Source organism: Nesterenkonia maliinae (assembly GCF_051262655.1).
Lineage (GTDB): Bacteria > Actinomycetota > Actinomycetes > Actinomycetales > Micrococcaceae > Nesterenkonia.
Genome location: NZ_JBIMEY010000014.1, coordinates 1 through 20,406, shown reverse-complemented (window position 1 = coordinate 20,406; position 20,406 = coordinate 1). Strand labels below are relative to the sequence as shown.

Annotated in this window: 30 protein-coding genes; 11 read left to right on the top strand and 19 right to left on the bottom strand. The window is 62.9% G+C overall.

The window, feature by feature from the left end:
- Both ACHAA4_RS15070 and ACHAA4_RS15065 read right to left on the bottom strand, forming a co-directional pair.
- Window positions 1-247: hypothetical protein (locus ACHAA4_RS15070; protein WP_435775001.1), on the bottom strand; the 247-nt coding region annotated here is incomplete at its 3' end.
- Between the two features lie 7 nt (window positions 248-254).
- Entirely contained in the window at window positions 255-1,472 is a 1,218-nt protein-coding gene (locus ACHAA4_RS15065; RefSeq protein WP_435775000.1) for a hypothetical protein, read from the bottom strand.
- A gap of 311 nt (window positions 1,473-1,783) precedes the next feature.
- On the opposite strand from ACHAA4_RS15065, the gene ACHAA4_RS15060 reads away from it, so the two are divergent.
- Window positions 1,784-2,320 (top strand): hypothetical protein, encoded by a 537-nt coding sequence (locus ACHAA4_RS15060; protein WP_435774999.1) that lies wholly within the window; start codon window positions 1,784-1,786, stop codon window positions 2,318-2,320.
- On the opposite strand, the gene ACHAA4_RS15055 is transcribed toward ACHAA4_RS15060, so the two are convergent.
- The 6 genes from ACHAA4_RS15055 to ACHAA4_RS15030 form a co-directional block, all read right to left on the bottom strand.
- Window positions 2,247-3,002 carry a hypothetical protein gene (locus ACHAA4_RS15055; protein WP_435774998.1) on the bottom strand — a complete coding sequence of 252 codons (756 nt, stop codon included), beginning with the start codon at window positions 3,000-3,002 and terminating at the stop codon, window positions 2,247-2,249. The two genes, ACHAA4_RS15060 and ACHAA4_RS15055, sit on opposite strands and share 74 nt — an antisense overlap.
- Window positions 2,986-3,708, bottom strand: a complete 723-nt coding sequence (locus ACHAA4_RS15050; RefSeq protein WP_435774997.1) for a hypothetical protein — start codon at window positions 3,706-3,708, stop codon at window positions 2,986-2,988. The genes ACHAA4_RS15055 and ACHAA4_RS15050 overlap by 17 nt, the downstream gene beginning before the upstream one ends.
- Window positions 3,709-3,922: 214 nt before the next feature.
- Entirely contained in the window at window positions 3,923-4,819 is an 897-nt protein-coding gene (locus tag ACHAA4_RS15045) for a replication protein RepA (RefSeq protein ID WP_435774996.1), read from the bottom strand.
- 834 nt (window positions 4,820-5,653) lie between these two features.
- Complete coding sequence (locus tag ACHAA4_RS15040; protein WP_435774995.1) at window positions 5,654-5,989, bottom strand: ParB family protein; 336 nt, start codon at window positions 5,987-5,989, stop codon at window positions 5,654-5,656.
- Window positions 5,990-6,040: 51 nt separating this feature from the next.
- The gene (locus ACHAA4_RS15035) at window positions 6,041-6,832 is read right to left on the bottom strand and encodes a ParA family protein (RefSeq protein ID WP_435774994.1); all 792 of its coding nucleotides are present in this window, start codon (window positions 6,830-6,832) and stop codon (window positions 6,041-6,043) included.
- A gap of 1,654 nt (window positions 6,833-8,486) precedes the next feature.
- On the bottom strand, window positions 8,487-8,870 hold the full coding sequence (locus tag ACHAA4_RS15030; RefSeq protein ID WP_435774993.1) for a hypothetical protein: 384 nt from the start codon (window positions 8,868-8,870) through the stop codon (window positions 8,487-8,489).
- Between the two features lie 228 nt (window positions 8,871-9,098).
- Here ACHAA4_RS15030 and ACHAA4_RS15025 point away from each other — a divergent pair, with 228 nt between their 5' ends.
- The 3 genes from ACHAA4_RS15025 to ACHAA4_RS15015 all read left to right on the top strand — a co-directional run bounded on the left by ACHAA4_RS15025 (window position 9,099) and on the right by ACHAA4_RS15015 (window position 10,691).
- Entirely contained in the window at window positions 9,099-9,368 is a 270-nt protein-coding gene (locus ACHAA4_RS15025) for a hypothetical protein (RefSeq protein WP_435774992.1), read from the top strand.
- A gap of 205 nt (window positions 9,369-9,573) precedes the next feature.
- The gene (locus ACHAA4_RS15020; protein ID WP_435774991.1) at window positions 9,574-9,849 is read left to right on the top strand and encodes a hypothetical protein; all 276 of its coding nucleotides are present in this window, start codon (window positions 9,574-9,576) and stop codon (window positions 9,847-9,849) included.
- A 149-nt stretch (window positions 9,850-9,998) separates the two neighbouring features.
- Window positions 9,999-10,691: a hypothetical protein gene (locus ACHAA4_RS15015; protein ID WP_435774990.1), complete on the top strand. Its 693-nt coding sequence runs from the start codon at window positions 9,999-10,001 to the stop codon at window positions 10,689-10,691.
- A gap of 4 nt (window positions 10,692-10,695) precedes the next feature.
- On the opposite strand, the gene ACHAA4_RS15010 is transcribed toward ACHAA4_RS15015, so the two are convergent.
- From ACHAA4_RS15010 to ACHAA4_RS14990, 5 genes are all read right to left on the bottom strand, one after another.
- Window positions 10,696-10,902, bottom strand: coding sequence for a hypothetical protein (locus ACHAA4_RS15010; protein ID WP_435774989.1), 207 nt, complete (start codon window positions 10,900-10,902; stop codon window positions 10,696-10,698).
- A 71-nt stretch (window positions 10,903-10,973) separates the two neighbouring features.
- Window positions 10,974-11,183, bottom strand: a complete 210-nt coding sequence (locus ACHAA4_RS15005) for a GNAT family N-acetyltransferase (RefSeq protein ID WP_435774988.1) — start codon at window positions 11,181-11,183, stop codon at window positions 10,974-10,976.
- A 284-nt stretch (window positions 11,184-11,467) separates the two neighbouring features.
- Entirely contained in the window at window positions 11,468-12,397 is a 930-nt protein-coding gene (locus tag ACHAA4_RS15000; RefSeq protein ID WP_435774987.1) for a GmrSD restriction endonuclease domain-containing protein, read from the bottom strand.
- 73 nt (window positions 12,398-12,470) lie between these two features.
- Entirely contained in the window at window positions 12,471-12,680 is a 210-nt protein-coding gene (locus ACHAA4_RS14995; RefSeq protein WP_435774986.1) for a hypothetical protein, read from the bottom strand.
- A 186-nt stretch (window positions 12,681-12,866) separates the two neighbouring features.
- Window positions 12,867-13,214, bottom strand: a complete 348-nt coding sequence (locus tag ACHAA4_RS14990; protein WP_435774985.1) for a hypothetical protein — start codon at window positions 13,212-13,214, stop codon at window positions 12,867-12,869.
- A gap of 256 nt (window positions 13,215-13,470) precedes the next feature.
- On the opposite strand from ACHAA4_RS14990, the gene ACHAA4_RS14985 reads away from it, so the two are divergent.
- Window positions 13,471-13,842 carry a hypothetical protein gene (locus ACHAA4_RS14985; RefSeq protein ID WP_435774984.1) on the top strand — a complete coding sequence of 124 codons (372 nt, stop codon included), beginning with the start codon at window positions 13,471-13,473 and terminating at the stop codon, window positions 13,840-13,842.
- 72 nt (window positions 13,843-13,914) lie between these two features.
- Here the strand turns inward: ACHAA4_RS14985 and ACHAA4_RS14980 are convergent, their stop codons facing one another.
- From ACHAA4_RS14980 to ACHAA4_RS14965, 4 genes are all read right to left on the bottom strand, one after another.
- Window positions 13,915-14,301, bottom strand: a complete 387-nt coding sequence (locus ACHAA4_RS14980; protein WP_435774983.1) for a hypothetical protein — start codon at window positions 14,299-14,301, stop codon at window positions 13,915-13,917.
- A gap of 67 nt (window positions 14,302-14,368) precedes the next feature.
- The gene (locus ACHAA4_RS14975) at window positions 14,369-14,563 is read right to left on the bottom strand and encodes a hypothetical protein (protein WP_435774982.1); all 195 of its coding nucleotides are present in this window, start codon (window positions 14,561-14,563) and stop codon (window positions 14,369-14,371) included.
- A 103-nt stretch (window positions 14,564-14,666) separates the two neighbouring features.
- A complete protein-coding gene (locus ACHAA4_RS14970; protein WP_435774981.1) occupies window positions 14,667-14,879 on the bottom strand; it encodes a hypothetical protein in 213 nt (70 codons plus the stop codon).
- Window positions 14,880-15,046: 167 nt separating this feature from the next.
- Window positions 15,047-15,382, bottom strand: a complete 336-nt coding sequence (locus ACHAA4_RS14965; RefSeq protein WP_435774980.1) for a DUF3846 domain-containing protein — start codon at window positions 15,380-15,382, stop codon at window positions 15,047-15,049.
- 155 nt (window positions 15,383-15,537) lie between these two features.
- Here ACHAA4_RS14965 and ACHAA4_RS14960 point away from each other — a divergent pair, with 155 nt between their 5' ends.
- The 4 genes from ACHAA4_RS14960 to ACHAA4_RS14945 all read left to right on the top strand — a co-directional run bounded on the left by ACHAA4_RS14960 (window position 15,538) and on the right by ACHAA4_RS14945 (window position 17,726).
- Window positions 15,538-16,290 (top strand): DUF4145 domain-containing protein, encoded by a 753-nt coding sequence (locus ACHAA4_RS14960; protein WP_435774979.1) that lies wholly within the window; start codon window positions 15,538-15,540, stop codon window positions 16,288-16,290.
- Between the two features lie 110 nt (window positions 16,291-16,400).
- Window positions 16,401-16,655, top strand: coding sequence for a hypothetical protein (locus tag ACHAA4_RS14955; RefSeq protein WP_435774978.1), 255 nt, complete (start codon window positions 16,401-16,403; stop codon window positions 16,653-16,655).
- A 188-nt stretch (window positions 16,656-16,843) separates the two neighbouring features.
- Window positions 16,844-17,104, top strand: coding sequence for a hypothetical protein (locus tag ACHAA4_RS14950; protein ID WP_435774977.1), 261 nt, complete (start codon window positions 16,844-16,846; stop codon window positions 17,102-17,104).
- Window positions 17,105-17,294: 190 nt separating this feature from the next.
- A complete protein-coding gene (locus tag ACHAA4_RS14945; RefSeq protein ID WP_435774976.1) occupies window positions 17,295-17,726 on the top strand; it encodes a hypothetical protein in 432 nt (143 codons plus the stop codon).
- A gap of 174 nt (window positions 17,727-17,900) precedes the next feature.
- Here ACHAA4_RS14945 and ACHAA4_RS14940 read toward each other — a convergent pair whose 3' ends face one another.
- The gene (locus ACHAA4_RS14940; RefSeq protein ID WP_435774975.1) at window positions 17,901-18,107 is read right to left on the bottom strand and encodes an Rmf/CrpP family protein; all 207 of its coding nucleotides are present in this window, start codon (window positions 18,105-18,107) and stop codon (window positions 17,901-17,903) included.
- Window positions 18,091-18,897, bottom strand: coding sequence for a hypothetical protein (locus tag ACHAA4_RS14935; RefSeq protein WP_435774974.1), 807 nt, complete (start codon window positions 18,895-18,897; stop codon window positions 18,091-18,093). The genes ACHAA4_RS14940 and ACHAA4_RS14935 overlap by 17 nt, the downstream gene beginning before the upstream one ends.
- 194 nt (window positions 18,898-19,091) lie before the next feature.
- Between ACHAA4_RS14935 and ACHAA4_RS14930 the strand changes: the two genes are divergently transcribed.
- Together ACHAA4_RS14930 and ACHAA4_RS14925 are read left to right on the top strand one after the other, a co-directional pair.
- Window positions 19,092-19,310, top strand: a complete 219-nt coding sequence (locus ACHAA4_RS14930; protein WP_435774973.1) for a hypothetical protein — start codon at window positions 19,092-19,094, stop codon at window positions 19,308-19,310.
- A complete protein-coding gene (locus ACHAA4_RS14925; RefSeq protein ID WP_435774972.1) occupies window positions 19,307-19,867 on the top strand; it encodes a hypothetical protein in 561 nt (186 codons plus the stop codon). The genes ACHAA4_RS14930 and ACHAA4_RS14925 overlap by 4 nt, the downstream gene beginning before the upstream one ends.
- Window positions 19,868-20,406: the final 539 nt, after the last annotated feature.

The following is a 20,406-nucleotide window of genomic DNA, read 5'->3' as shown; positions in this document are numbered from 1 at the left end:
GTGCGGGCTCGGGGGCCGGTGGCTCCGGTGCAGGCTCCGGTGCGGGCTCCGGTGCGGGCTCGGGGGCCGGTGGCTCCGGCGCAGGCTCGGGGGGCAGCTCGGGGAACAGATCAGGAAGCAGTTCCGAGATCGGGCGATCATCCGGGGGACCGGGGATCTCTGTGTCAGCGTTGGCTGAAGCGATACCAGTGAGCATGAGCGCGCTCAGCGTGGTCGCTCCGATGACGGCAGTTGATTTACGTGGCATGTCGGCCTCAATCTTCGGTGTCGGTAAGGGTGTGGACTGTGCGATCGGAGGCCTGGATATAGGCCTCGGGAGAGACGGCGAGAAAGTCTTCGTCCGCGGTGATGTCGCTGATCGGAGAGGCCCAGCCGTTACCGTCCGGGCAGAGCAGATGTCCGGTGAGAACTTCGTAGCCCTCGCAGAGTGCGTCTAGCTCGTGGTCCTCGGTGAGATAGAACTCTTCTCCGAGCAGCACGGTCCCTCGAACGGGGGTGAAGTCCTCTTCGTCGGTCTCCTCGGCGGTGAGCACGTCCCCGGACTCGGGATCGTGGATCACCAGTTGCGACGACTCCTCTTCCTCGGGGTCCGCCCAGAGAGTGACGATGCGTTCCGGGGTAGCTGCAATGAACAGGGTCCGCTCGTAGCCCTCGGCGGGCTCCTCCAGATCGACATCGTTGCCGTCTGGGTCCGTGACCGTCGCCGGGGAAGACGCCAGGTACGCGCCGTCAGGATCTCCTGCGAAGACCACTGCGCCATCGGGGATCTGCTCGGGCTCTGCCAGGGAGTTCATGGCGGTGTAGGTGCTGCCGGAATGCAGCACCGGGGCGCTGCCTCGTGTGTTCAGCTCCCCCTCGCGCAGCCGCTGGGATTCCATCGTCGCGACGACGACTTCCCCTTCTCCCGGGTCAACGGCAATGGCTTCGGGGGTGCTCATGATGCGGGCTCCCCCGGTGGTGGAGATATCCCAGGAGTCCAACAGCGTGCCTGTTTCGGTGTCGTAGAGCGCCAGGCCGCTTCGGTCATCCGTGGAGGCGAGCAGGTGCCGCCCGTTCAGGGCAAGGGGGGTTTCGTCTTCGGGGAAGATCCACGGCTCCTGCACAGCGGCGTCGTCGTTCTGGTCCCCATCCCCGTTCTGGGAGAAGACCCAGATTCCTGAGGCGGTCAGTGACGCGAGCACGATGACTCCAGCGCCGATGATCACCTTCTTCCGGTGGCTCCCTGCCAGAAGTGCGCTGAGGCCTCGGGTTGATTCTTCCTCGGCCGCGTCAGCCGCGGCGGCGCTGTCCTCGTCGTCTTCAGACTCGTCAATGGGGCGCTTGGTGCCGGGGATCTCTTCAAGGCGTCCGCCATCGTGAATCAGCACGTCGCGCTGAAACTTAGCGTCCTTGATGGTCACTTCAACCGGGAGAGTTTTTGCCTGCTCCTGCACCAGCTCAACAGCTTCGGCCCAGTTTCGGCGGATCTTCACGCCGTTGAGAGTCCAGGTTTCGCCCGCTGCAAGCAGCACGAACGTCTCGGGCTTCCCTTTTCGCAGAATACTCACGCTGCCCAGCCCCGCCATTCTGCGGATTCCGCTGGGTGTGTTTCAGGTCCTCCGTGGGACCGTAGATTTAACCAAGTCATGATGAACCCCCTTTCCTATTGCGCTGGCTTCCCTAGAGCCCGCGCATAAGACAACTATACAACAGATTGTTGAAGAGGCTCCTATTATTCATGCCGTTATCTACTAAAGTTTATCTTCGCGCTGCCTGGGTGGGCTCAGAGGTCTTCTCACCCCCCGTGCTCATCGCGGCAATGCTGGTCTCTTTGGCCGTGGTCACTGACCCCAACTGGCCCGCAACTACGGCGATCTCGGTCATTGCTTTCGCGGTGGTGCCGCAAGCGGTGGCGGTCGTGATGACCATGCGTGGGCGCGCGACAGATAAATTCATCGTCAATCGCCATCAACGTCATTTGTTCTACGGAATCGTGCTGGTCTCCACCGTGCTCGGGGCGTTAGCGACCTTGTTAGTGACGCAGAGCGCATGGGTGACGTGGGCCTGTTTCATCGCCATTTCGCTAATCGTCGTCGTGGCGGGAATCAATGCGTTCTTCAAGATCAGCCTGCACGCGCTGATCTCGGCCTTAGCTGCCGTGGTGATCGCCAGCGCGTTCTCGTGGTGGCTGCTGCTGCTGACTGCGCCCGTGTGGGCGCTGGTGATCTGGTCGCGGGTTTACCTGGTCCAGCACTCGCGCAGCGAGGTTATCGCTGGATCTGCGCTCGGTCTGCTCGCTGCCATTGTGCTGCTTTTCGGCGCTGGGGTGCCGATGGCGTGACCATGAGTCCCGCCGCAAGCGTGAGGATCGCGGAGTAGCCCAGGAACTCGCGGGCGAACACCATGGACGGAAAAACGGCGGTGATGGCGTAGAACAGCGTTGCCATGGACCCGGCGATATAGCCGTAGATCAACATGCCGGCTCCGACCTTGTATCGGGTCGGGGCGATAGCTCGCTTCTCCCCCTGGAACCAACGACTGAGCCCGCGCACGATCTGAGGCATAGCCAGGGGAATGATCGCCAGAGTCGCAAGCCAGTACGCCACATAGGCCGGGTGGTCTTGGTAGCTCACCAGGCCCCGGTCAGAGTGTGGGTCCAGGATCACGAACGCGACCGCGCTAAGGGCGATAACGGCCACGGGAACCCACCACGCCGCCCACCAGGGACGCCGCTCGGGCGTCATGCTCGCGAGGACCGAGATCGAGAGAAGCCAGGTCGCCAGGATCACGAAGCCGTGGACAACGAGGTTCGCATAGCTCTTCGCCCCTAGGAGCTGATCGAGCGGGTAATAGACCACGGAGTTCGCCAGTAAAGGCGCGATCACCATTGCCAGGTGCGCAGCCAACAATTTTCGGTTCGTAGTGCTGCTGAGCCCCGCCCGGATGCGCATGACAGCGCCCGTGCCTAGCACGAGGAAGACAGCAAGAAGGGTCCAGTTGTACGGGTCAGCCCAGGTGTTCACTCATCCTCCGGAGATCAGCGACGGCGCGTGCTTGCCGTTCCATATGCCCAAGAGACTGCTTGAAGTACGTGAAAAACAGCTCGTCAGCGACGTTCTCCAACGTCCGCTCGCGCAAGTCAGACTCGTACCCAGCTTCTTCAAGGGTTATGTGTCCTGCTGCCACCAGAGACACCCGATAATTTAGATCACCAGCTTCGCACATATCGTGCAGTTCGCCCATTGACCAGCTATTCCGAATGTTCCGGCTGGAGAGTACCGGGGCTGAAATGGTCATTGCTGCGGCGATGTTGACGCCTTCGCCCCTCTTCACTGCGGCGTCGTACCAGCGCAGGAAACCTAGATTCTCGTCTGCGGCAGAAAGTGGCTGGTCCCCTCGACTAGGGGCTCCGAGCCTGAAGTGCAGCTCCCGGGCGAGATCCTTGGTGCTGACCAGGGCCAGCACCTCCTCTTGGGAAGGGGTCTCGGTCCTGAGTAGCCGGCCAAAGTAGGGGAACGTCAGGAGCTGCTTCACCGGGTCTAGGCCAAGCCCGCGGGAGAAGGCGATCACCACGACAGACTCGATGTAGCCGCGGCCCTTCTGCATCGAGAGACGCGCCTGCGAGTAGCCGGTCAGTCTGGAAAGAATCTTCATCGAAAAACGCTGCTGGCCGGTGCTTAGATAGGCGGACTCGGCCCAGGAGAGAAACTCATCCTGAGGAATTTTCACTGCCGCATCTGCCTTCCCCGCGCCCCTCGGTGCAGTACAACGGCACAGGGGTGCATCCAGGGCCGCAAAGGCAAGCCTAGTCGCTTCCATGTTGCGGTAGCGCGATATCAGCGCCTGCCGCCCCGCAGAGCGGCGCTGCGCTAGGCCCTTCCCATCGAGGGCGGTAGGCCCCCACGCAGGCGTTCCCGGGGCCGTGATGCCCGGGAGCACCTCTCTAGGCCGCGTCCTCGCGGTGCGGCTCTGGCAGGGGGATAGAAGCGTCTGCTGGATCAGAATCCATCACGAACCGTGAATCGATGGCGCTGCCGCTTCCCCGCTTCAGGGAGAAGCCGCTGAAGCCTTTGCGCTGCGATGTCGGCACCTGCTCGTAGATCCGCGCTTCAGGGTAAACCTCCATCACCAACGCGAGGGCGCTGCGGAACTTGGGCTTGAAGTGCCGCAATGAGGCGGTGGAGCCGAACTGAGAATGAATCTGGTCCCAGGACACGTAGCTGTCACGGGTGATCTTGTACAGGCGGGCACAGAGCCAGAGGTAAACATCGAGAGGAAGTGCGGACTTGGACTCTGCCATCAGATGCTTCCAGGCCGCAGTCGGCACTGGGACAGCATGGGCGAGAGAGAGGTGGAACGGCTCGCTGAGAACGACCTGCGAGTTCTTCACCAGACGATCCTCTAACTTCGTCGGCAGCCAGAACTCTGTCTTGTCAGCGAGGTTAACCCTGTCGGCGCTTCGGCGGGTGACGCTCTCCCCTTCCTGCTCCAGGTTCTCTGTCGTGTGGACCGAGAACCCTGATCCGGCGACCAGCTCTAGCTGCCGGATGGCTTCACGCGCGCTTGTCGATCCCGACCACGAGAGTCCGACTCGACTCAGGAATGACCGATAGCTATCCCCCAGCGGGATCTCCCGTTTGCCAGAGATTCGACCGAGCGTGCAGAGGTAGAACAAAGCTGCTCGGGCGTATTTTCCTGACGGCACTTCCATGTAGGTAGATCCGTCGTTCCTCTGCATCACCGCGCCCGTCACCGTGAACGTCGTCTGCCCGTTCTGCCGAGTCCAGACAGGTTCTTCGATAGGCGCGAGGGGCAGGGAGAATCGGGTCAGGTCATCCACCATCGATCCACACATAGTGCGTCGCGGTGGGAGTTTCTGCATCTGATTCTGTAAGCTTGCCATTGAGGCAACACCGACCTTTCGCTTAGGTTGTCTCCATGCCCCCAGCTATTCCCGTAGCGTGGGGGCCTTAACATGTGTGCGTAGAGCAACAAGTCTACGTCTGTTTTTCACGCGATGACGATACTCGCCAAGCTTAGTCCCTCGTTGCTTACTGATTATCCTCCCTGCCCCCCTGTGGATAACCGAGGCGCGCCGCTAAACGGCCACTTTCCCGGTCCCTTCGGTGGTTGATTCGGCGTCACTCGTGGTTGATTCGGCGTCACTCGTGGTTGATTCGGCGTCACTCGTGGTTGATTCGGCGTCACTCGTGGTTGATTCGGCGTCACTCGCCAAGTTCTCAGACCCCCTGCATCCCTTGTGCTTATTGGCATCCAAGCTCGCGGCTGAGAGACCCCCCTAGATACTTTCCCTGGATACTCAACCTAGAAACTTCTTCCTTGCGCCGCAGGCAAACTAACGCGCGAGGCAAATTTTTGTGGATGACCAAATGCAGCGCAGCTCTTGCAGAGACTGCTGCTTTTCAGTGGTAGCTGCCGCGCACGCTCCGCGCGCTTGCCTGGCAAAACCGTTGGGCACCTTCCCGGGGCTAGAGCAATCACTTCAGAAACAGAGCGCGGTCTAGTCGTCTGAGGTTGGGACATAGCTAGAGCTGGCACCACAGATGATTCGCAAGCGGCAGGTGATCAGGTGGTTCAGGGCAAAGAAAAAGGCTGCATCGAATCCAGGGGGATCATCGATGCAGCCTCTCTCAGAGGTGCGGTTAGAACATGCTCAGGAACCGAATGGACGCCTGTCGTTGTGCTTCTCTTCGAGGTCATAGGTCAACTTGTCCACGGCTGCCTCCACGAATGCAGTCCAGCTCTTATGCCCGGTGTGAACGCGGGTGAACTCGTAGGCCTGCTTTGCCCGGGCGAGGGCGTTTTCTTCGTGGTAATAAGTGACCTGCTTGCGCTCGGGCTTCTTTGCCACAGGAGCAGGGGCTGGGGTCGGAGTCAGGGGCTGAGTCGGGGGCAGGTCAACTAGGTCGCCAGTGGGGGCCGAGTCGCGCATGGACTGGTACGCGAGGTTTCTGCTGAGGTTGGACGGTTTACGTGCCTGGTCGTTCATGGGGGAACGTCCTTTCCGGGAGAAGTGTGGCGGTCTGGTGAGGATGGCGGGCTAGGCGACGAGCTGCTGCAAGAGGGTGTCGTACTTCTTCCCCATGTCCTTCGCGACCGCCCGATTGTCTGTCATCTGGTCGAGCCCGCGGCCCGAGGAGAAGGAACCTGAGATCACCAGGCGTAGCGGGATCGTGGGTTCGAGGATGCGCAACTGAAGAGCGTCGGCGGCTGTGACGATCTCGCGCCTCCAGTGCTCGGCGTCGGTGGTGTTCTTTCGGTAGCCGTTGATGACGATTCCGGCCACCTCCAACCGTGGATTGGTGTACTTCTTCAGGTTCGTCACCGCTTCGAGGAGCTGCGCGATTCCGTTGGCGCTGTACATGTCAGCTTCGGCCACCACGACGATCCCGTGAGCGGCGGTGTAGGCGTTGAACGTGAGGTCATCGAGCGACGGCGGGCAGTCGATGAGGATGAGGTCATAGCGGCCCAGCACGGGCTCCAGAGCTTCCCTTAGCCGGAACTCGCGGCCCACGGGTCCAGTGGAGATTTCCTTGCGGACGCCGGCCAACAGGGAGCCCACGGTCGAGACCATATCGGCACCGTCCCACGGGGTGTCCACGATGACATCGGCAAGGGTCAGATCCGAGGCGGTGGAGAGAGCATCTGCCAGGCCCGGGGTCTCGTCGCTGAAGTCCGCAGGCTGAAGCGAGCTCGTCAGATTGCCTTGCGGATCGGCGTCCACGAAGAGGACTTTCAGACCGGCCAAAACGGCTGCGCGGCCAACATGGCCACACGTCGTCGTCTTGCCTACTCCGCCCTTCTGATTCGAGAAAGCTAGAACTTTCGCCATGGTCGTCTCCTTCAAAAAGTCTCGGTATCTCGCTGCTCGGGGGATGGTGCATCGTGCATGTTTTGACTGTAACACAGTCACAGCAGTCAATGCAGTCAAAGACTGCAAAGAAGTCAAAGCAGTCAAAAAAGTGCGACGGTGGGAAGAGAACGGGGTCAGGCGAAGAGGCAACGAGAACCTGCGTCCACTGTGGCAGTCATTGACTGCCGTGACTGCTTCGCAGGCATTCACTCGGGCCACGCGCACCGGCTGTCAGCACCGCTGCGCCGAGGGGGCTCATGTCTTCCCCGACCTCTCCCCCAGCGAGAGGCTCAAGTGGTGCGGGATCTCCGGTCGCGGGGGAGCTGCGCGGGGAGGCAGTCAACCCAGTCACAGACTGCCCGAGGGGCAGTGCAGTCAACCCAGTCACCTCAGTCGGGAACGGCATTGCAGTCATTGACTGCAAGCGTGAGCCCGGATCGATCCGGCTCCACGAGGGCGCAGCACTCCCCCGCCAGTGGCGTGGGTGACTGCTCGGCAGTCAAGGACTGCTCAGCATGGGTTCATTGCTTGGCAGTCAGTGCAGTCAAAGCAGTCAGAACACCCGCCGCGGGAGGTGCTGCGCTTCCGCCAACTAAGTGGGACACCCGACAGGCAATGTAGGGGACAAGTCAAAAAGGAAAATTTCCTATGGATTTGTATCCATGTGATAAGCTCAGACGCATGTGAATCTGGCTTGCCAGCAGTGCAGGGGACTGAGCTACCACCTAAATATAGGGTGTTTGAGCACCCCCTATGAGCCTGCATCCCTTTATTGGCGCGGAAGTAGCCTGCTGTCACGCCTCTCAGATCCATAAATGTCACCCCCTCCAGCGTGTACATTCGACCGCTCGTCGCCGTGGCAGTTCCCGTGACATCGTTGCCATGACAGGGAAGCAGCCATGTACATGCCGCGCGGTGGGAATCGTGTCACGCCCGCCCCGGATCGGGACGGATGCGGACTCCCCGGCCCCGCTCCGTCGCCTCACGCACCCTGTAGGGGTCACGCTGCGCGGCCCCCTTCACCTCATCGTTCGACGCCACCGAGCGCGGTGGCGCGACGTGAAAGCGCAGCAAAAAAGGACCGCCGACACCGTTCAGAATTCGGTGTCGGCGGCATCGCGGCGAGAGGTCAACTACCGGGATCGAGCCCCTATCTGATTCTGCTGCCCGATACGGGTCCCGAGGGGTCGGCGCACCTGGGGACGGTGGACGAGATGGCTTGGTGGCTCCCCTGCTGCTGTCCGCCCGAGCGGACAACCGGCTCCGGTCGCAGTGACTTGTCCCCGAGGGTGGGGCAATGCAGCCAGTCCCCGTGAGTCGCTTCTGTCGTACCCGCTGAGGGGTGTATCTACTGCCGCTCAGTGAAGTGCGGGGGGACCGATGGCCGAGGTGCTCCAACCGAGCCGCGCCCGGACTGACTGCGGTGACTGGCCTGACTGCCGTGACTGCATTGACTGCCCCAAGGGGCGGCTATCGCGGAGCCGCGCTCGGAGGTTCTGGCCGCTATGCAGTCGGAGCAGTCGGTGCAGTCATTGACTGCAAAAGGGTCATGGATTGCGAGGCTGAGTCACCCAGTAATTGCAGTCAATGACTGCACAGCAGTCAGAACAGTCACAGCAGTCAGGGGAGCGCCTCAGTCGTCGAGCTTCTCGGTGATGATGCGGTGAGGAATCTCCAGCAGCAGGAGCTGGGTGGAGACATCGCGGAGAAAGGCGTCGCAATGGCGCGGGTGTTTGAAGCCGGTGGCGGTCTGCCTGATGCGGATCTTCGTGGGGTAGCGCACCAGCTCCACGGGGAGCCCGGTCGCGTGGATATCGCTCATCGCGTCCACCACGGCGACGACGTTTCGCAGGTGGCTCGCGGTCTTGGCTTCGATCCATTCGGCTGCCCGCTGCGAGGGGTTCCGGTCGGTGTACCACCAGGCCACGGTGCGCATGGTGACGCCAAGCTCTAGTGCGACATCTTCGGTGGAGTACCCGATGCGTTGACGGTCGATGTCGAACTGCGCGGGGCTCATCGTTGAAGTGATCGTGCGGCCCACGGGCACCCTCTTTCGCTGCGGCCAATACGTGCCGATCTCATGCTACGCCGCGAGTTCACAAAATATGTATATAGCGGCAAGGCGGGCTAGGTGGGCCAGTTTCTATGGACGGTGGACGCGCCACCATAAAACATGTATGTTCTTACATGTAATAGTTTACAAGTGGCTCTCGCGGGAGCTGCGCCCTTCTCACAAGGAGTCACCATGACGAAGCTCTACTACGGCGGGCAGTACATCATGCGCCGAAGCAATCGACTCTCTCCCGGCTCATTCGGTGCAATGCAGTCCACCATGCCGCCGCCAGACTCGGTGCACGTCTCAGAGAAGCAGAAGCCGGTTCACGCCTGGACCCTGGACACCTGGGAGAAGGTCGCAATGACGCGCCGCGAGAGCCTGCGCGACGACATGCTGGCAGCGATTGCAGAGTTGCGCGAGGAAGAGCCCGCGCTGCGCAAGCAGTACCGGAGCAAGTAACGCCCCCTTGATTCCCCGCACGGGGCGACGACGATTGGAGCAGATGATGACCCCTGTTGAGCTATTGGCCCGCCGTGAGGCTCTGGGCCTGTCCCTGAAGGCCCTGGGTGAAGTGTGGGGGGTCCGACCAGACAGCATTGCCCGCTGGGAGTTTGGGCGGAATCCCCCGAGAGACTGGACGTGGATCGCGGAGACCATCGCCTCTATGGAGGAATATCAGGATGACCTCGTGGCTGAGCTGGTCGAGGTCGCCCGGACGCTGCACGCCGAGACTGGTGAGGCCGCACTGGTGACGTTCGACAGCCGCGGGGCGTTCTACCGCTGGCACCCGGAGGCCCGTGAGAAGAAGTGGCGAGGTTCAGGTCAGGGCGTGCCGGTCGAGCTGCACCGGACAGCCGCAGCGCGCGCCGCCTATGAGCTGCGCACCGTGGAGGGGCTGGAGCGGGTCACGATCTCGGCTGCCCCCGAGGGTGTGGCGTGAACGGGCTAGAGACGTGGATTCATGGCCGCTGGGAGTCTCTGGAGGGTAGGGGTGGTTCGCCCAGCGTCTGGAAGTGGTGGGTCTGGAATGGGGTGGCTGTCGTCTTTTGGGTGGCCGTCGCGGGGGGAGCGTTCTGGCAAGCTCGGCGCGTGGCCGGAGAGGCTCGAACCGAGGCCAGAGAGGCCCTAACAGAGGCCCGAAAGGCTGACCGGCTTGAGGCATTCGGCAACATTGGGACTGCTACGCCAGAGGAGCCCGCGAGTCAGGCGTTAGCGAATATAGCTGCTGCGACAAGGGAGATAGTCAGTGCCCTATCTGGGGGCGCAGTGCATGTCGTGTTCCCCCAGACCGGCCTGTTCCTCATTGCTCTAGGCCTGCTCTGCGTGTTTCTAGCGGCGCGTCGTGTTGTGGCCGTGGTGGGGGCGAAGGCGACGCGGGCCGAGGCTTGGACACATGATCTTTGGGGTGCCGAGCGGGTTCTTCTGGCGGGTCTGCTGGTGGTGCTGCTGCCGGTGGGGGTGGTCTTGTACGTTGCCAATCTTGGGGATTCCGTGGATGTGAGCGGCCTACTTGAGTTGGTGGCCGGCCTTTTGGTGATTGCGCCGATTGCGGTCCTTGTGGGAGAGAGGCGCTGGGCGCTGCTAAGGCTCTGGGGGGCCAAGATTGACGACAAGGCGTCTGAGACCGGCACCGATGACGAGGCAGCCGAGACCGGCACCGGGGAGGAAGGACACGGTCGCAAAGGGGTTGAGGGTCTCGGATGGAAAGGTGCTGCGGTAGCGGGAGGCACTGGCGCGGGAGTGGCGCTGTTGGTCGATGGCCTGAGACGACGAATGCCCTAAGGCGTTAGCTGCGGGCCGGAGCCGCGAGCGCGTGGGGTGTGGTGAGGAAGCGGGCGCAGGTTTGTTGGGCTTGGTAGTGGGCGCAGGCGGCGCTGGTGGCCCCGATGGCTTCCATGTCTTGGATGGTTTGGCCGAGTTCGGTGTGGAGTGCTTGGAGGTGTGGGGTGAGGTCGTCTCGGGCGGTGTTGGGGATCTCGGGGGAGGTGCTCATAGCGTCCACACTACGTGTAAGTGTTTACATATTCAAGGGTGACGCACCCTAAGGGGACAAGTCATTTAGAACTAGTCGAGTTCCGCGCGCTCGTGGGCCTCGGGTGGCCCGCCATCGATCTCCCAGCCGTGGTTCTCGCGCATATGCACTGCCAGACTCCAGCCGGTGCCGGTGAAGCTTCCCGTGAGCACGGGGGAGCCCTGGTCGCTGAAGTGCTCGTGGAGCCGTAGGAGCAGGGTGGAGCCGATTCCGCGGCGACGCCAGGACGGCTGCACGCTCACGGTCTGATAGATCACCTCGGGCCGGTCTGTGTGGCCTGAGCGCCCCGTGATCACGGTGGCGCTGGTGATCGCGCCGATCCGCAGTGCCTCGGTCTCGCGCGGACCGATGAACAGCGGTGCGGCGGTGAAGCGCAGATGCCTCCGGTGTCGGATGACCAGGAGCCACGCTGAGCCCGGATCACGCGGAACCCCCCGGGGGCTGAAGCGCCGTAGCGGCTCCAGCCACCTCGGGGGTGGCGGTGAACTTCGATGATGCGAGCGCCTCTAGAGATCCGCATATCGGCCTAGAACTTCAGCGACTTGCGGACGTTGCTGCGGGCGCTGCGCTTGATGCTGCGGGTTGCGCTGCGGGTGACCGTGCGGCGCAGCTTCGGGAAGAAGATCAGGAGCGCGATCACCACGGCGAGCGCGGCGGCGATTCCGCCGATGATGAGGGGGTTTCCGGTGATCTCGTCGGTGAGATCCTCCAGCGGGTTTGCGCTGCCGTTGGTGGCCTCGGGGGCGGCGGTCCATTCCTCGGTGTAAAGGGCCTGCGCCGGGGCGGCGGGGGTGCCTTCGCACTCGGGATCGCTGAGCACGTCGCTGATGACTTCGTGTTCGGCGGGGTTCACGGCGAGATCATATTTGGCCTTCACAAAGATGATGCCGCCCGCGAACGCGCAGTAAGCGCCTTGGTTCGGGGGCAGGTATTCGCTGGCGTCGCGGTCGGACTTGCTCTGATTCTCGGAGGCCGAGACGGCCAGGAGGTTATCGGGGTCTTGGTAGAACTCTTGGCGGGTCTCGTCGTCCCAGGCGTGAGCGCCGTTCCTATGCGACTGGCCAGCGGATACGAGGTGCTCGACATCGACCTCTGAGGAGCCCTGGACGTGTTCAATCTCTTCCCCGGAATAGGCGCCGGTCATCGAGCCATAGTCCACGGTGCAACCGTCGAGGGAGAGGGTCTCGGGGTCGAGGTCGCGGGCGAGGATGTCTTCTCGGGTGGTGCAGCCGGACCCGTTGGCATCGACCCAGCCGGACGGGGCGTAGCTGTCCCGGTCGTAGCCGTCCATCGAGTGATCCTCGCGGATCTCGATGGTTTCGAGCACCTCCAGCGCGGGCCGCTCATCGGTCGCGGTATCGGCTGCCGCGGGGCTGATCGCCAGGGCCGGGAGCAGGAGGCCTGCGGCCACGGCGAGCGCCTTGGCGGCTGTGCGGGGTGCTGTGGGGGTCTGCATGGTGTGGGGGCCTTCCGGGGCTGCTGGTGGGTGCTGTGTGGTCTCGGGCGGTGCTGTGCGGGAGGTGGGCCGGTTAGGTGGCGGGGCAGGTCTCGCAGGTGGCCTCGGCGGTGGTGGCGGCTACCCAGTCGGCCAGGGCGGTGAGGTGGTGTCCCCCGTGGGGGGCGGCGTTGATCGCGGTGGTGAGGTAGTGGCCTGCGTGGACGTCGCACCGGGTTTCGCCGTTGGCGTTGATCCATACGCGGTCGGTGTTCTGTGTCGGGGCCGGCTGGGTGGTCTGCATGGTTTCTGGTCCCTTCGTGTGGGGTGCGGTACCGGTCGAGCCGCTCCGCTTGGTATATGTAAGAGCTTACATGTTTTAGAGGGGGTGCGCAACCCTGCCGGTGCCCCTTGTGGGGGCGGTGATTCCACCAGGGGAGAGCGGCGAGCGCCCCGGCCCCCGTGGTGGGGGCCGGGGCTGGTGCGGCGCTTAGATCCAGCCGGGGCCGGGGTTGCCGTGGAGGGTGCCGTTTTCGAGGCCGAACATGACTGCTTCGAGGTCGCCGGAGTAGACGTTGCTCAGGGTCAGGTGCAGGACCTTGGCGTCGTCTTCGTAGTAGAAGACTTCCACCCGGTAGGTGTCGTTGATGTCGTGGGTGACGTTGGCGATCATCCGGCGCGGGGCCGGACCTCGGGAGCCGTCTGCGTGGACGGGCTGAATGTTGATGCTGAAGCTCAGGCCTTCGCCGTCGAGGGCGGGGGAGAGGTTCTCGGCTCCGACGACCATGAGGCCGAATCCGCCGATCTGGCTGCTGATGCTCTGGTGGAGAGTAGTCATGATTCTGGTCCCTTCAGGTGGGGTGCGGTGTCGGTCTGTGCCGTACCGCCTAACATGTAAAAGCTTACATGTTTGTGGGGGTGTGGTCAAGGGCTGTCGAGGCAGCACTTTCCCGGGGACGCGCGCGGCGGTTCACGGGACCTAGGCGCGGGGTCCGGGCGGTGATGAGATAGGGCCAGGGATTCCGCTGCGGGATAAGCCCGTGAGCGCCCACGGGTCCCGTATGGGCCTTCAGAGCAGGTGAGGAGACGACTGCATGGCATGGGTATTTGTAGGCGATAGCCCGGTGGTTTCCCGGGAGTGGGTGTACCCGTTTCTCACCGAGCACGAGAACTTCCCGATCAGCCAGACCAAGGGGGTTCTCTGGACCGAGACCGTCACCGGTGATGACGTGATCATGGTCCCGGACGGGGACCACACAATGTCTTGGAACGGCGAGTTCTACCGCACTTCTTTCCGGGTGTTCCGGCGAAGTTTCAACACCGGGGAGATCCGCGAGGAGACCCACCCCATGCTTCAGGATGCGCCGGGGCTGGGGTATTTCGATGAGAATCGGCGCGGGTTGGACCGCTATTGGAATGCTCACCAGGCGTGCGCTAAGGCGGTGCAGGCACACCTGGGCATCTAGAGGCCGTCCCGGTGCTTCGGAGGCCTGCGAGCGCCCCGGCCCCGCGAGGGGGCCGGGGGCACCCGGTGGGGCTTACTCGTTGGTGTGCTTGATGATCAGGTTGTAGGTGTCGCTGAGCTGGTCGATGATCACCGCGTAGCCGGACCCTGCGCGGACCATGCGCACGCTGGCGACGGAATCTCCCTCGTCGTTGTCGAAGTCCACTCGGCCCGCGTGGTTGGCGATCCGGGGATTCCAAGGGACGGGGGTCAGCGGTTCCCCGTCGAGGTCATCACCGCTACCGGCCTGCCCGGTCATATCTCCGGCGTCGCGGTCGAGTCCGGCGTAATCGACGCCGCAACAGGAGCAGAATCCCCGGTCATCCAAGAGGTCTTCCGCCGACTCGCGGTCCTCGTCGGTGTGCCACTTCTGGAGGTAGTCGAGGGCGGCTTCTCGGTCGAAATAAGTGGTGGTGCTCATTGCGGGTTTCCCTTCCCGTAGGGGGGTGCGGTGTCGGTCCATGCCGTACCGCCTGACATGTAAGAGATTACATGTGTCTACGGTGGCGCGCAACCCGTTCGCCGTGAAGCTCAGCCGCTTCGCGCTCGGCAGCTTCTGCGCGCCGGTCATAGGCGTGGGTCAGGATTTTAAAGACGATGGTGAGCACCACCAGGGCGACGGCGGCGAGCAGCATAGGGGTAGCAATCCACCAGAACAGATCGGGGTTTCTGAGGGGGGTCATTGTGCAGCCTTTCGTGTGCGGGGCTTCTGGTGTTCAGAGTAAGCGGCAGGGGGGACAAGCCCCGGCCCGGATCGAGCCGGGGCCTAGTCCCTTGCCGTGGGGTCTAACTGGCCTGCTCGGCCTGAAGGGCGGTAAGCACCTTGGGGCCGTACCAGGGGGTCAGCACGCAGCCGCCGACCATCACGTAGGGGGTGCCATCGATGATGCCTTTGAAGTCGGCGTGGATCTTTCCGCGGAGCTTGAAAACGGCGGAATCCGGGCCGTACTCGGCAAGTTCGTTGCGCATCGGTTCGGTGATCTCGATGGTCTTAGCCATGGTGTGAATCCTTGTCCTCTGAGGGGGTGCGGTGTCGGTCTGTGCCGTTCCGCCGTACATGTAAGAGTTTATACGTTTTGGAGGGCGTGCGCAACCCCCACTTTCCCCGCGATCGGGCGACCCCCGCCCGCCCCTTTCGGGGCGAGCGGGGCCGGTGTTGATCGGGACTAGATTCGCACGTCTTCCAGGTAGGTCAGCACGCAACTCGGGGCGTCCCGGTGCTCTCCTGATTCGTAGTCAAACCCGAGCACCACGGCGTCACCCACGATGGAATCGTAGACGCTGATGAGCTTCAATCGGTGGGCGAGCTTGGTGGCCCGCACGTTGATTTCCTTGCCCTTGATCTTGCCCTCTTCGTCCAGGTAGATCGTGACGTTACCGACGCCGACCGCCTGGATATATCCGCCGACGATTTCCTGGAGGACATCGAGCTTTCCGGTGGTCGCGGCCACGGTGACCTCAGCGGCGGGATCTACTGGGACGGTGATGGTCTGAACAGTCATGGTGGAACCTTTCCTATGGGGTGCGGTATCGGTCTATTGCCGTTCCGCCGTACATGTAAGAGCTTACATGTTTGTGGGGAGGTGTGCAACCCCCTGAAGCGCAGCGCCCCGCGCGGCCCCTCCTGGGTGTCACCGGCCCCTGAAATACTGAGGCCATGACTGACTTCACCCCCGCAGTGCGGAAGCGAGTTTTTACCTGCCCCCATTGCTCTGCAATCGGCGCTCAGGTCTGGACAGAAAATGTGTCTTTCGTTGAAACGTACGACGGTGACGGTCAGCCGGAATCCATCGATTGGAATGACCTGATGCGCGCTACGTGTGGCGCGTGTGAGAACTACTCAATCTGGATAAGGAATCGGAGGGCGGAACTTGCTCGGGTGAAGCTCAGTGACATATCGAGGCCCAGGGGTGCGGCCCCGGCAGTGAGCCCGACGATTTCCCCCATGTGGGCAATGATCTGGCCCAAGAGGTCCGATGCACCACTTCCCCACGAGGCGATGCCAGAGGGCTTGAAAGAGCTGCACTCTGAGGCCCGGGCGGTCCTCGCAGATTCCCCCCGTGCGGCAGCCGCGCTGTTGAGGCTTCTGATGGAGAAGCTGCTTCAGGACACCACCGGCAAGCCGGGGAACTTGAATGCGCAGATTGGTCTGCTTGTGGAGCGCAGGACGTTTGACGAGCGGCTACAGCAGACCGCCGACACGATCCGCGTCTCAGGCAACGGCGCAGTTCACCCGGCACAGATTCAGTCACAGGGTGACACCGCAGAGGTCGCGCTGACCATGTTCGAGCTGGTGAATTTCCTGGTAGATGACCTGATCGCCCGACCACGAAAAATCTCCCACCTGTTCAACGCGATACCCGAAGGGGCGCGCGAGGCCATCGCGCAGAGGGACGGCGACAAGGCCTAGCGGGCCGCGCATTCGCGAAGGTTGCGCACCCCTCACAAAACATGTAAGCTCTTACATGTAACGGCGGAACGGCATAGACCGACACCGCACCCCCACGAAGGGATCTCAACATGAGCACCACCACGAAGACCGAAACCATCATCAAGCTCACCAAGATCGGCCAGGATGGCGGAACCGATATCGCGATCACTACCGAGGGGATCCCCTTCCACGCCGAGTCAATCGCCCGGGGATACACCGAGGCTTCCCGCTGGGAACAGTGGGACTGCACCACCTGCGGAGCGCAGGCCGATAACAACCCCTCCCGCGACGGCGACCGCTACGACCAGCACACCTACTTTCACGGCCACAAGGCCACCCGCTGAGAGTCGAACCACCCGCCGCCCCGGCGCACCTCGCGCCGGGGCCGCGCGTCGGCAGTTGGTACCCAAATCCCCCGGGGGCCGCGGGGAGTCGGACCAGGGTTGCGCGCCGCCTATAAAACATGTAAACTCTTACACATAAGGCGGAACGGCATAGACCGGCACCGCACCCCACTTGAAGGGAACACACGATGAGCGTCCAGACCAGCAACAACCTGAAGACCGTCCTTCGCATGGAGAAGGTCAACGAGTGCGGCTACATCGATACCGCCGTTGCCGCCGTCGAGCCCAGCACGGTCGCCCCAATCCCGCCCGAGGGCTACTCCATCGTCGCCACCTGGGAAGAGTGGACTTGCACCACCTGCCGCACCAAGACCGACAACAACCCCTCCGGCGACAATGACCGCTACGACCTGCACACCTTCATCTACGGCCACGCGGCCACCCGCTGAGAAGCGATCCACACGCCGCCCCGGCGCACCTCGCGCCGGGGGCCGCGCGTCGGCAGTTGGTACCCAAATCACCCGGGGCCGCGCGGGACTGAAAACAGGGGTTGCACACCCCATTAAAAACATATAAGCTCTTACATGTCAGGCGGAACGGCAAAGACCGACACCGCACCTCCCACGAAGGGAACACACAATGGCCGCTCACATGGTCTCCAGCGAACACATCAACGTTTTGGTCTGGGCAGCTAACCGCTACTCCGATGGCCCGGTTTTCTATTACCAGCGCGCCGACCGCTCCACGGTCTACATCAACCGGGGCGAGGGGCAGAACGAAGCCGGTCAGATGCTCCTGGACACCAACGCTGCGAGCCTGAACCGCGTCTACGGCGACGAGCTGGAAGTCACCTACAGCTACCAGAACCCCGCATCGATGTTCTGGGCTCCGGTGGAGATCCTGAAGGCGATCCGCGGCTACATCTACCAGGCGTGCGACGCCGCCGACTGGGACACCTCCGACGCTAAGGCATTCTGCGACAAGCTCATGGTCGCGGTCCTGCACTACCTCCCCGGCTACGAAGATGCCGCCTGGTGCATCGAGCGGGACACGGTTCCGGTTGGCGACTAGGCGCTAACCGGGTCCCGGGTCGGGGGCGGCCCGGGACACAGAGAGCCCCCCGCCACTGCCACTGGCGGGGGGCTCTTCTGTCTCTGCGGCTCTGTGCGCCGATCTGCGGCCCGTTCAGCGCATCAAGGGCAGTGAAACCCACACTGGGCCGGTGCGGGCGCTCCTGCGGGGCGTCTAGCCCGCTGGTGAGGCTTTCCGGTTCTCCCGGGCGCGGTCAGTCCGTGAGGCGGCATAGCCGCGCAACCATGCGTGGCCTAGTAGCTCCTCCTCGGCGGTGTCCATACCGTGCGGGCATTCCCTGACGTGGAGCCCGTCGAGATAGGCGCGGTATCCGGCTTCCTGGGCTTTGAGAATGGCGGCTGTTTCAGACGTTCGCGACATGATCGAATCCTTGGGTTTTGGCGCGCTGTGCGGCGCGCGCATCGGAGGCCCAGCCGAAGAGGCTATGTCTAAAGCTCGCTAAGGTCATTCTGCCGTGCTCATTGAACCAGGCTTGCAGCTCCTCGCTGCCGTATTTCTTCACCCGGGAGATCGGACCAGAGAACAGGCTTAGGTCATCGATCCCGGCTGCTCGGCCTTCTGCGTTGAGCAGATAGCCAAGGTCATTTTCGGCCTTTCGGTGCTGCGCGTATCGGTGGCAGTCGAACTCCTCGCGGGCTCTCTCGTGCGGGGTCACGGCCCGCTGAGGCCGCGCGGCGGGGTTGGTCACCGGGTCAGTATCGAAGTCAGGCGCGGGGGCGGTTTCGAGCCATCCCCGGATCTCTGCGGCGCTGCTCTCGCGCTTCTCGCGCTCATCGATCAGGCCTTCCAGCTTGTCCCAGGCCTCGGGGTCATCGCCCAGGCTCCCGGAATACTCGGCCAGCTCATCCCAGCTCATCGAATGCACCCGCGCGGCGGTGATCGAATCGGCTGCGCTTGGCTTCGCCGGCCCTATCGCTGCGGGTCTGGAATCGGCTGCGGAATCGTCGCCCTGAGCCGCTGCGGGACTGGCTGCGCCGCCGTCTGCGGGTGCGGCCCGTGCGGCCTGCTCTCGGGAGGTGGTGCGCTCATAGGCCCCGATGAGTTTGTCCATGCGGCGTTGCAGCTTCTCGTCTGGTATCCCTGCTGCTTCCGCGCGCTCGATCCGGGCTTCCATGCGGGTAGCTGCTTGCCGCGCGGACAGCGCGGCCATCACCCGGGGGTCGGAGTGGTATGGGCAACGTTTGCCGCCTTCTGCTACTGATCTGCACATAGTGACTTGTCCCCTTTCCTTCCCAACTGTAGCAAGGATGCAGCAGTTAACAAGGGCTGCGCGGGGTGGAGAATCTACCCATAATATCTAGCCCCCATTTACTAGACAGGTAAAGGGGGGCTAGAGTAGGGTATATGACACAGCGGAGAGACATGGTTAAGCGGCTCCATAGGGCCGCGAAAGCTCAGGGTATGGAGTTCACCAAGCATCGCGAAGGTGGCAATCACACAGTGTTCGACCTCGACGGGTTGAAGGTCATACTTCCCCGGCACCGCGAGATCAACGAGAACTTGGCCAGAGATATCTATATCCAGGTCGAAGAGAAGCTAGGCAAAGGATGGTGGCGCAAATGAGCACCTACACAGTCAACGTCGACCGCGACGGAACCGCCTGGCGGATTCGCGTGCCGGAGATCGCTCGATCCACCGCCGCCCGGAACCTGGCCGAAGTCGAAGTCATGGCCCGCGACCTGATTTCTCTGGTGACAGATCAAGAACCCGACGCCTTTGAGATCGCTATCAATATCGAACCACCGAGCCCCGTGCGGACAATCGTGGAACAGGCCATCGAGCATCGCGCCCAGGCCGACGAAATGAACCAGCTCGCCGCCGCAGAGATCCGCGAAGCCGCCGCGCAGCTCCGCACGCGGGGAGTTACAGCCCGAGATACCGCGCAGCTCCTGGGGGTCTCTCCCCAGCGAGTGAGTCAGCTCCTGTCCAAGCCTGCCAAGGTGAAGGTCGGCAAGGTCAAGGTCGGCAGCAAGGTCAAGGTGAAGGTCGGCAGCAAGGTCAGTGCCGCGCCCGCCGTGGGGATGGTTCCTAGCGGCAAATTGGACCGCCGCGACGAGAAGGGCAAAGAGGACCGACGCGAGTTCAAAGATGAGGCCAAAATAGCGGCAAAATACCGGTGACTGCTGGGTAGTCTGGGCAGTCTTTGACTGCTGTGCAGTCAATAGAGCGGGCGTAATCCTTGTGTTCAGGGGGGTTACGCCCGTTTTTGACTGTGGTGACTGCTGTGACTGGGTTGACTGCTGTGCAGTCTTGGACTGCTAATCGCCCCCGTGTGACCGCCCGGTCAGGGGGGGGGACAAGTCAGATTTAGAGGCGGTGGCCCGCTGCGCCCCTGCTGTCGTCGCCCGCTGCGGCCTGCTGTCGTCGCTCGGGGTGGTTTGGGGTGCGGGGTTGTGTGCCGTTCTGCGGTGTTGGTGGCCGGGTGCGGGGCTCCTGGGCGCTCCTGGCAGCGTTGCGGCGGGCTCCTGGTGGTCTCTGCTGCCGTTGTTCGCCCCTGTGCTGCCCCCGTGGCCCCGGTGCTGGGCTGGTGGTGGCTGCGCCCGGGGCCGGGGAGCTGCGGCCTGAGCAGCGTGGGGAGCGCGGCCCGCGCGCCGGTCGATCCGCGGGGGTCGATCCAGCGTCGATCTGTGCCCGATCCATCGGTCACCGGCCTTGACAG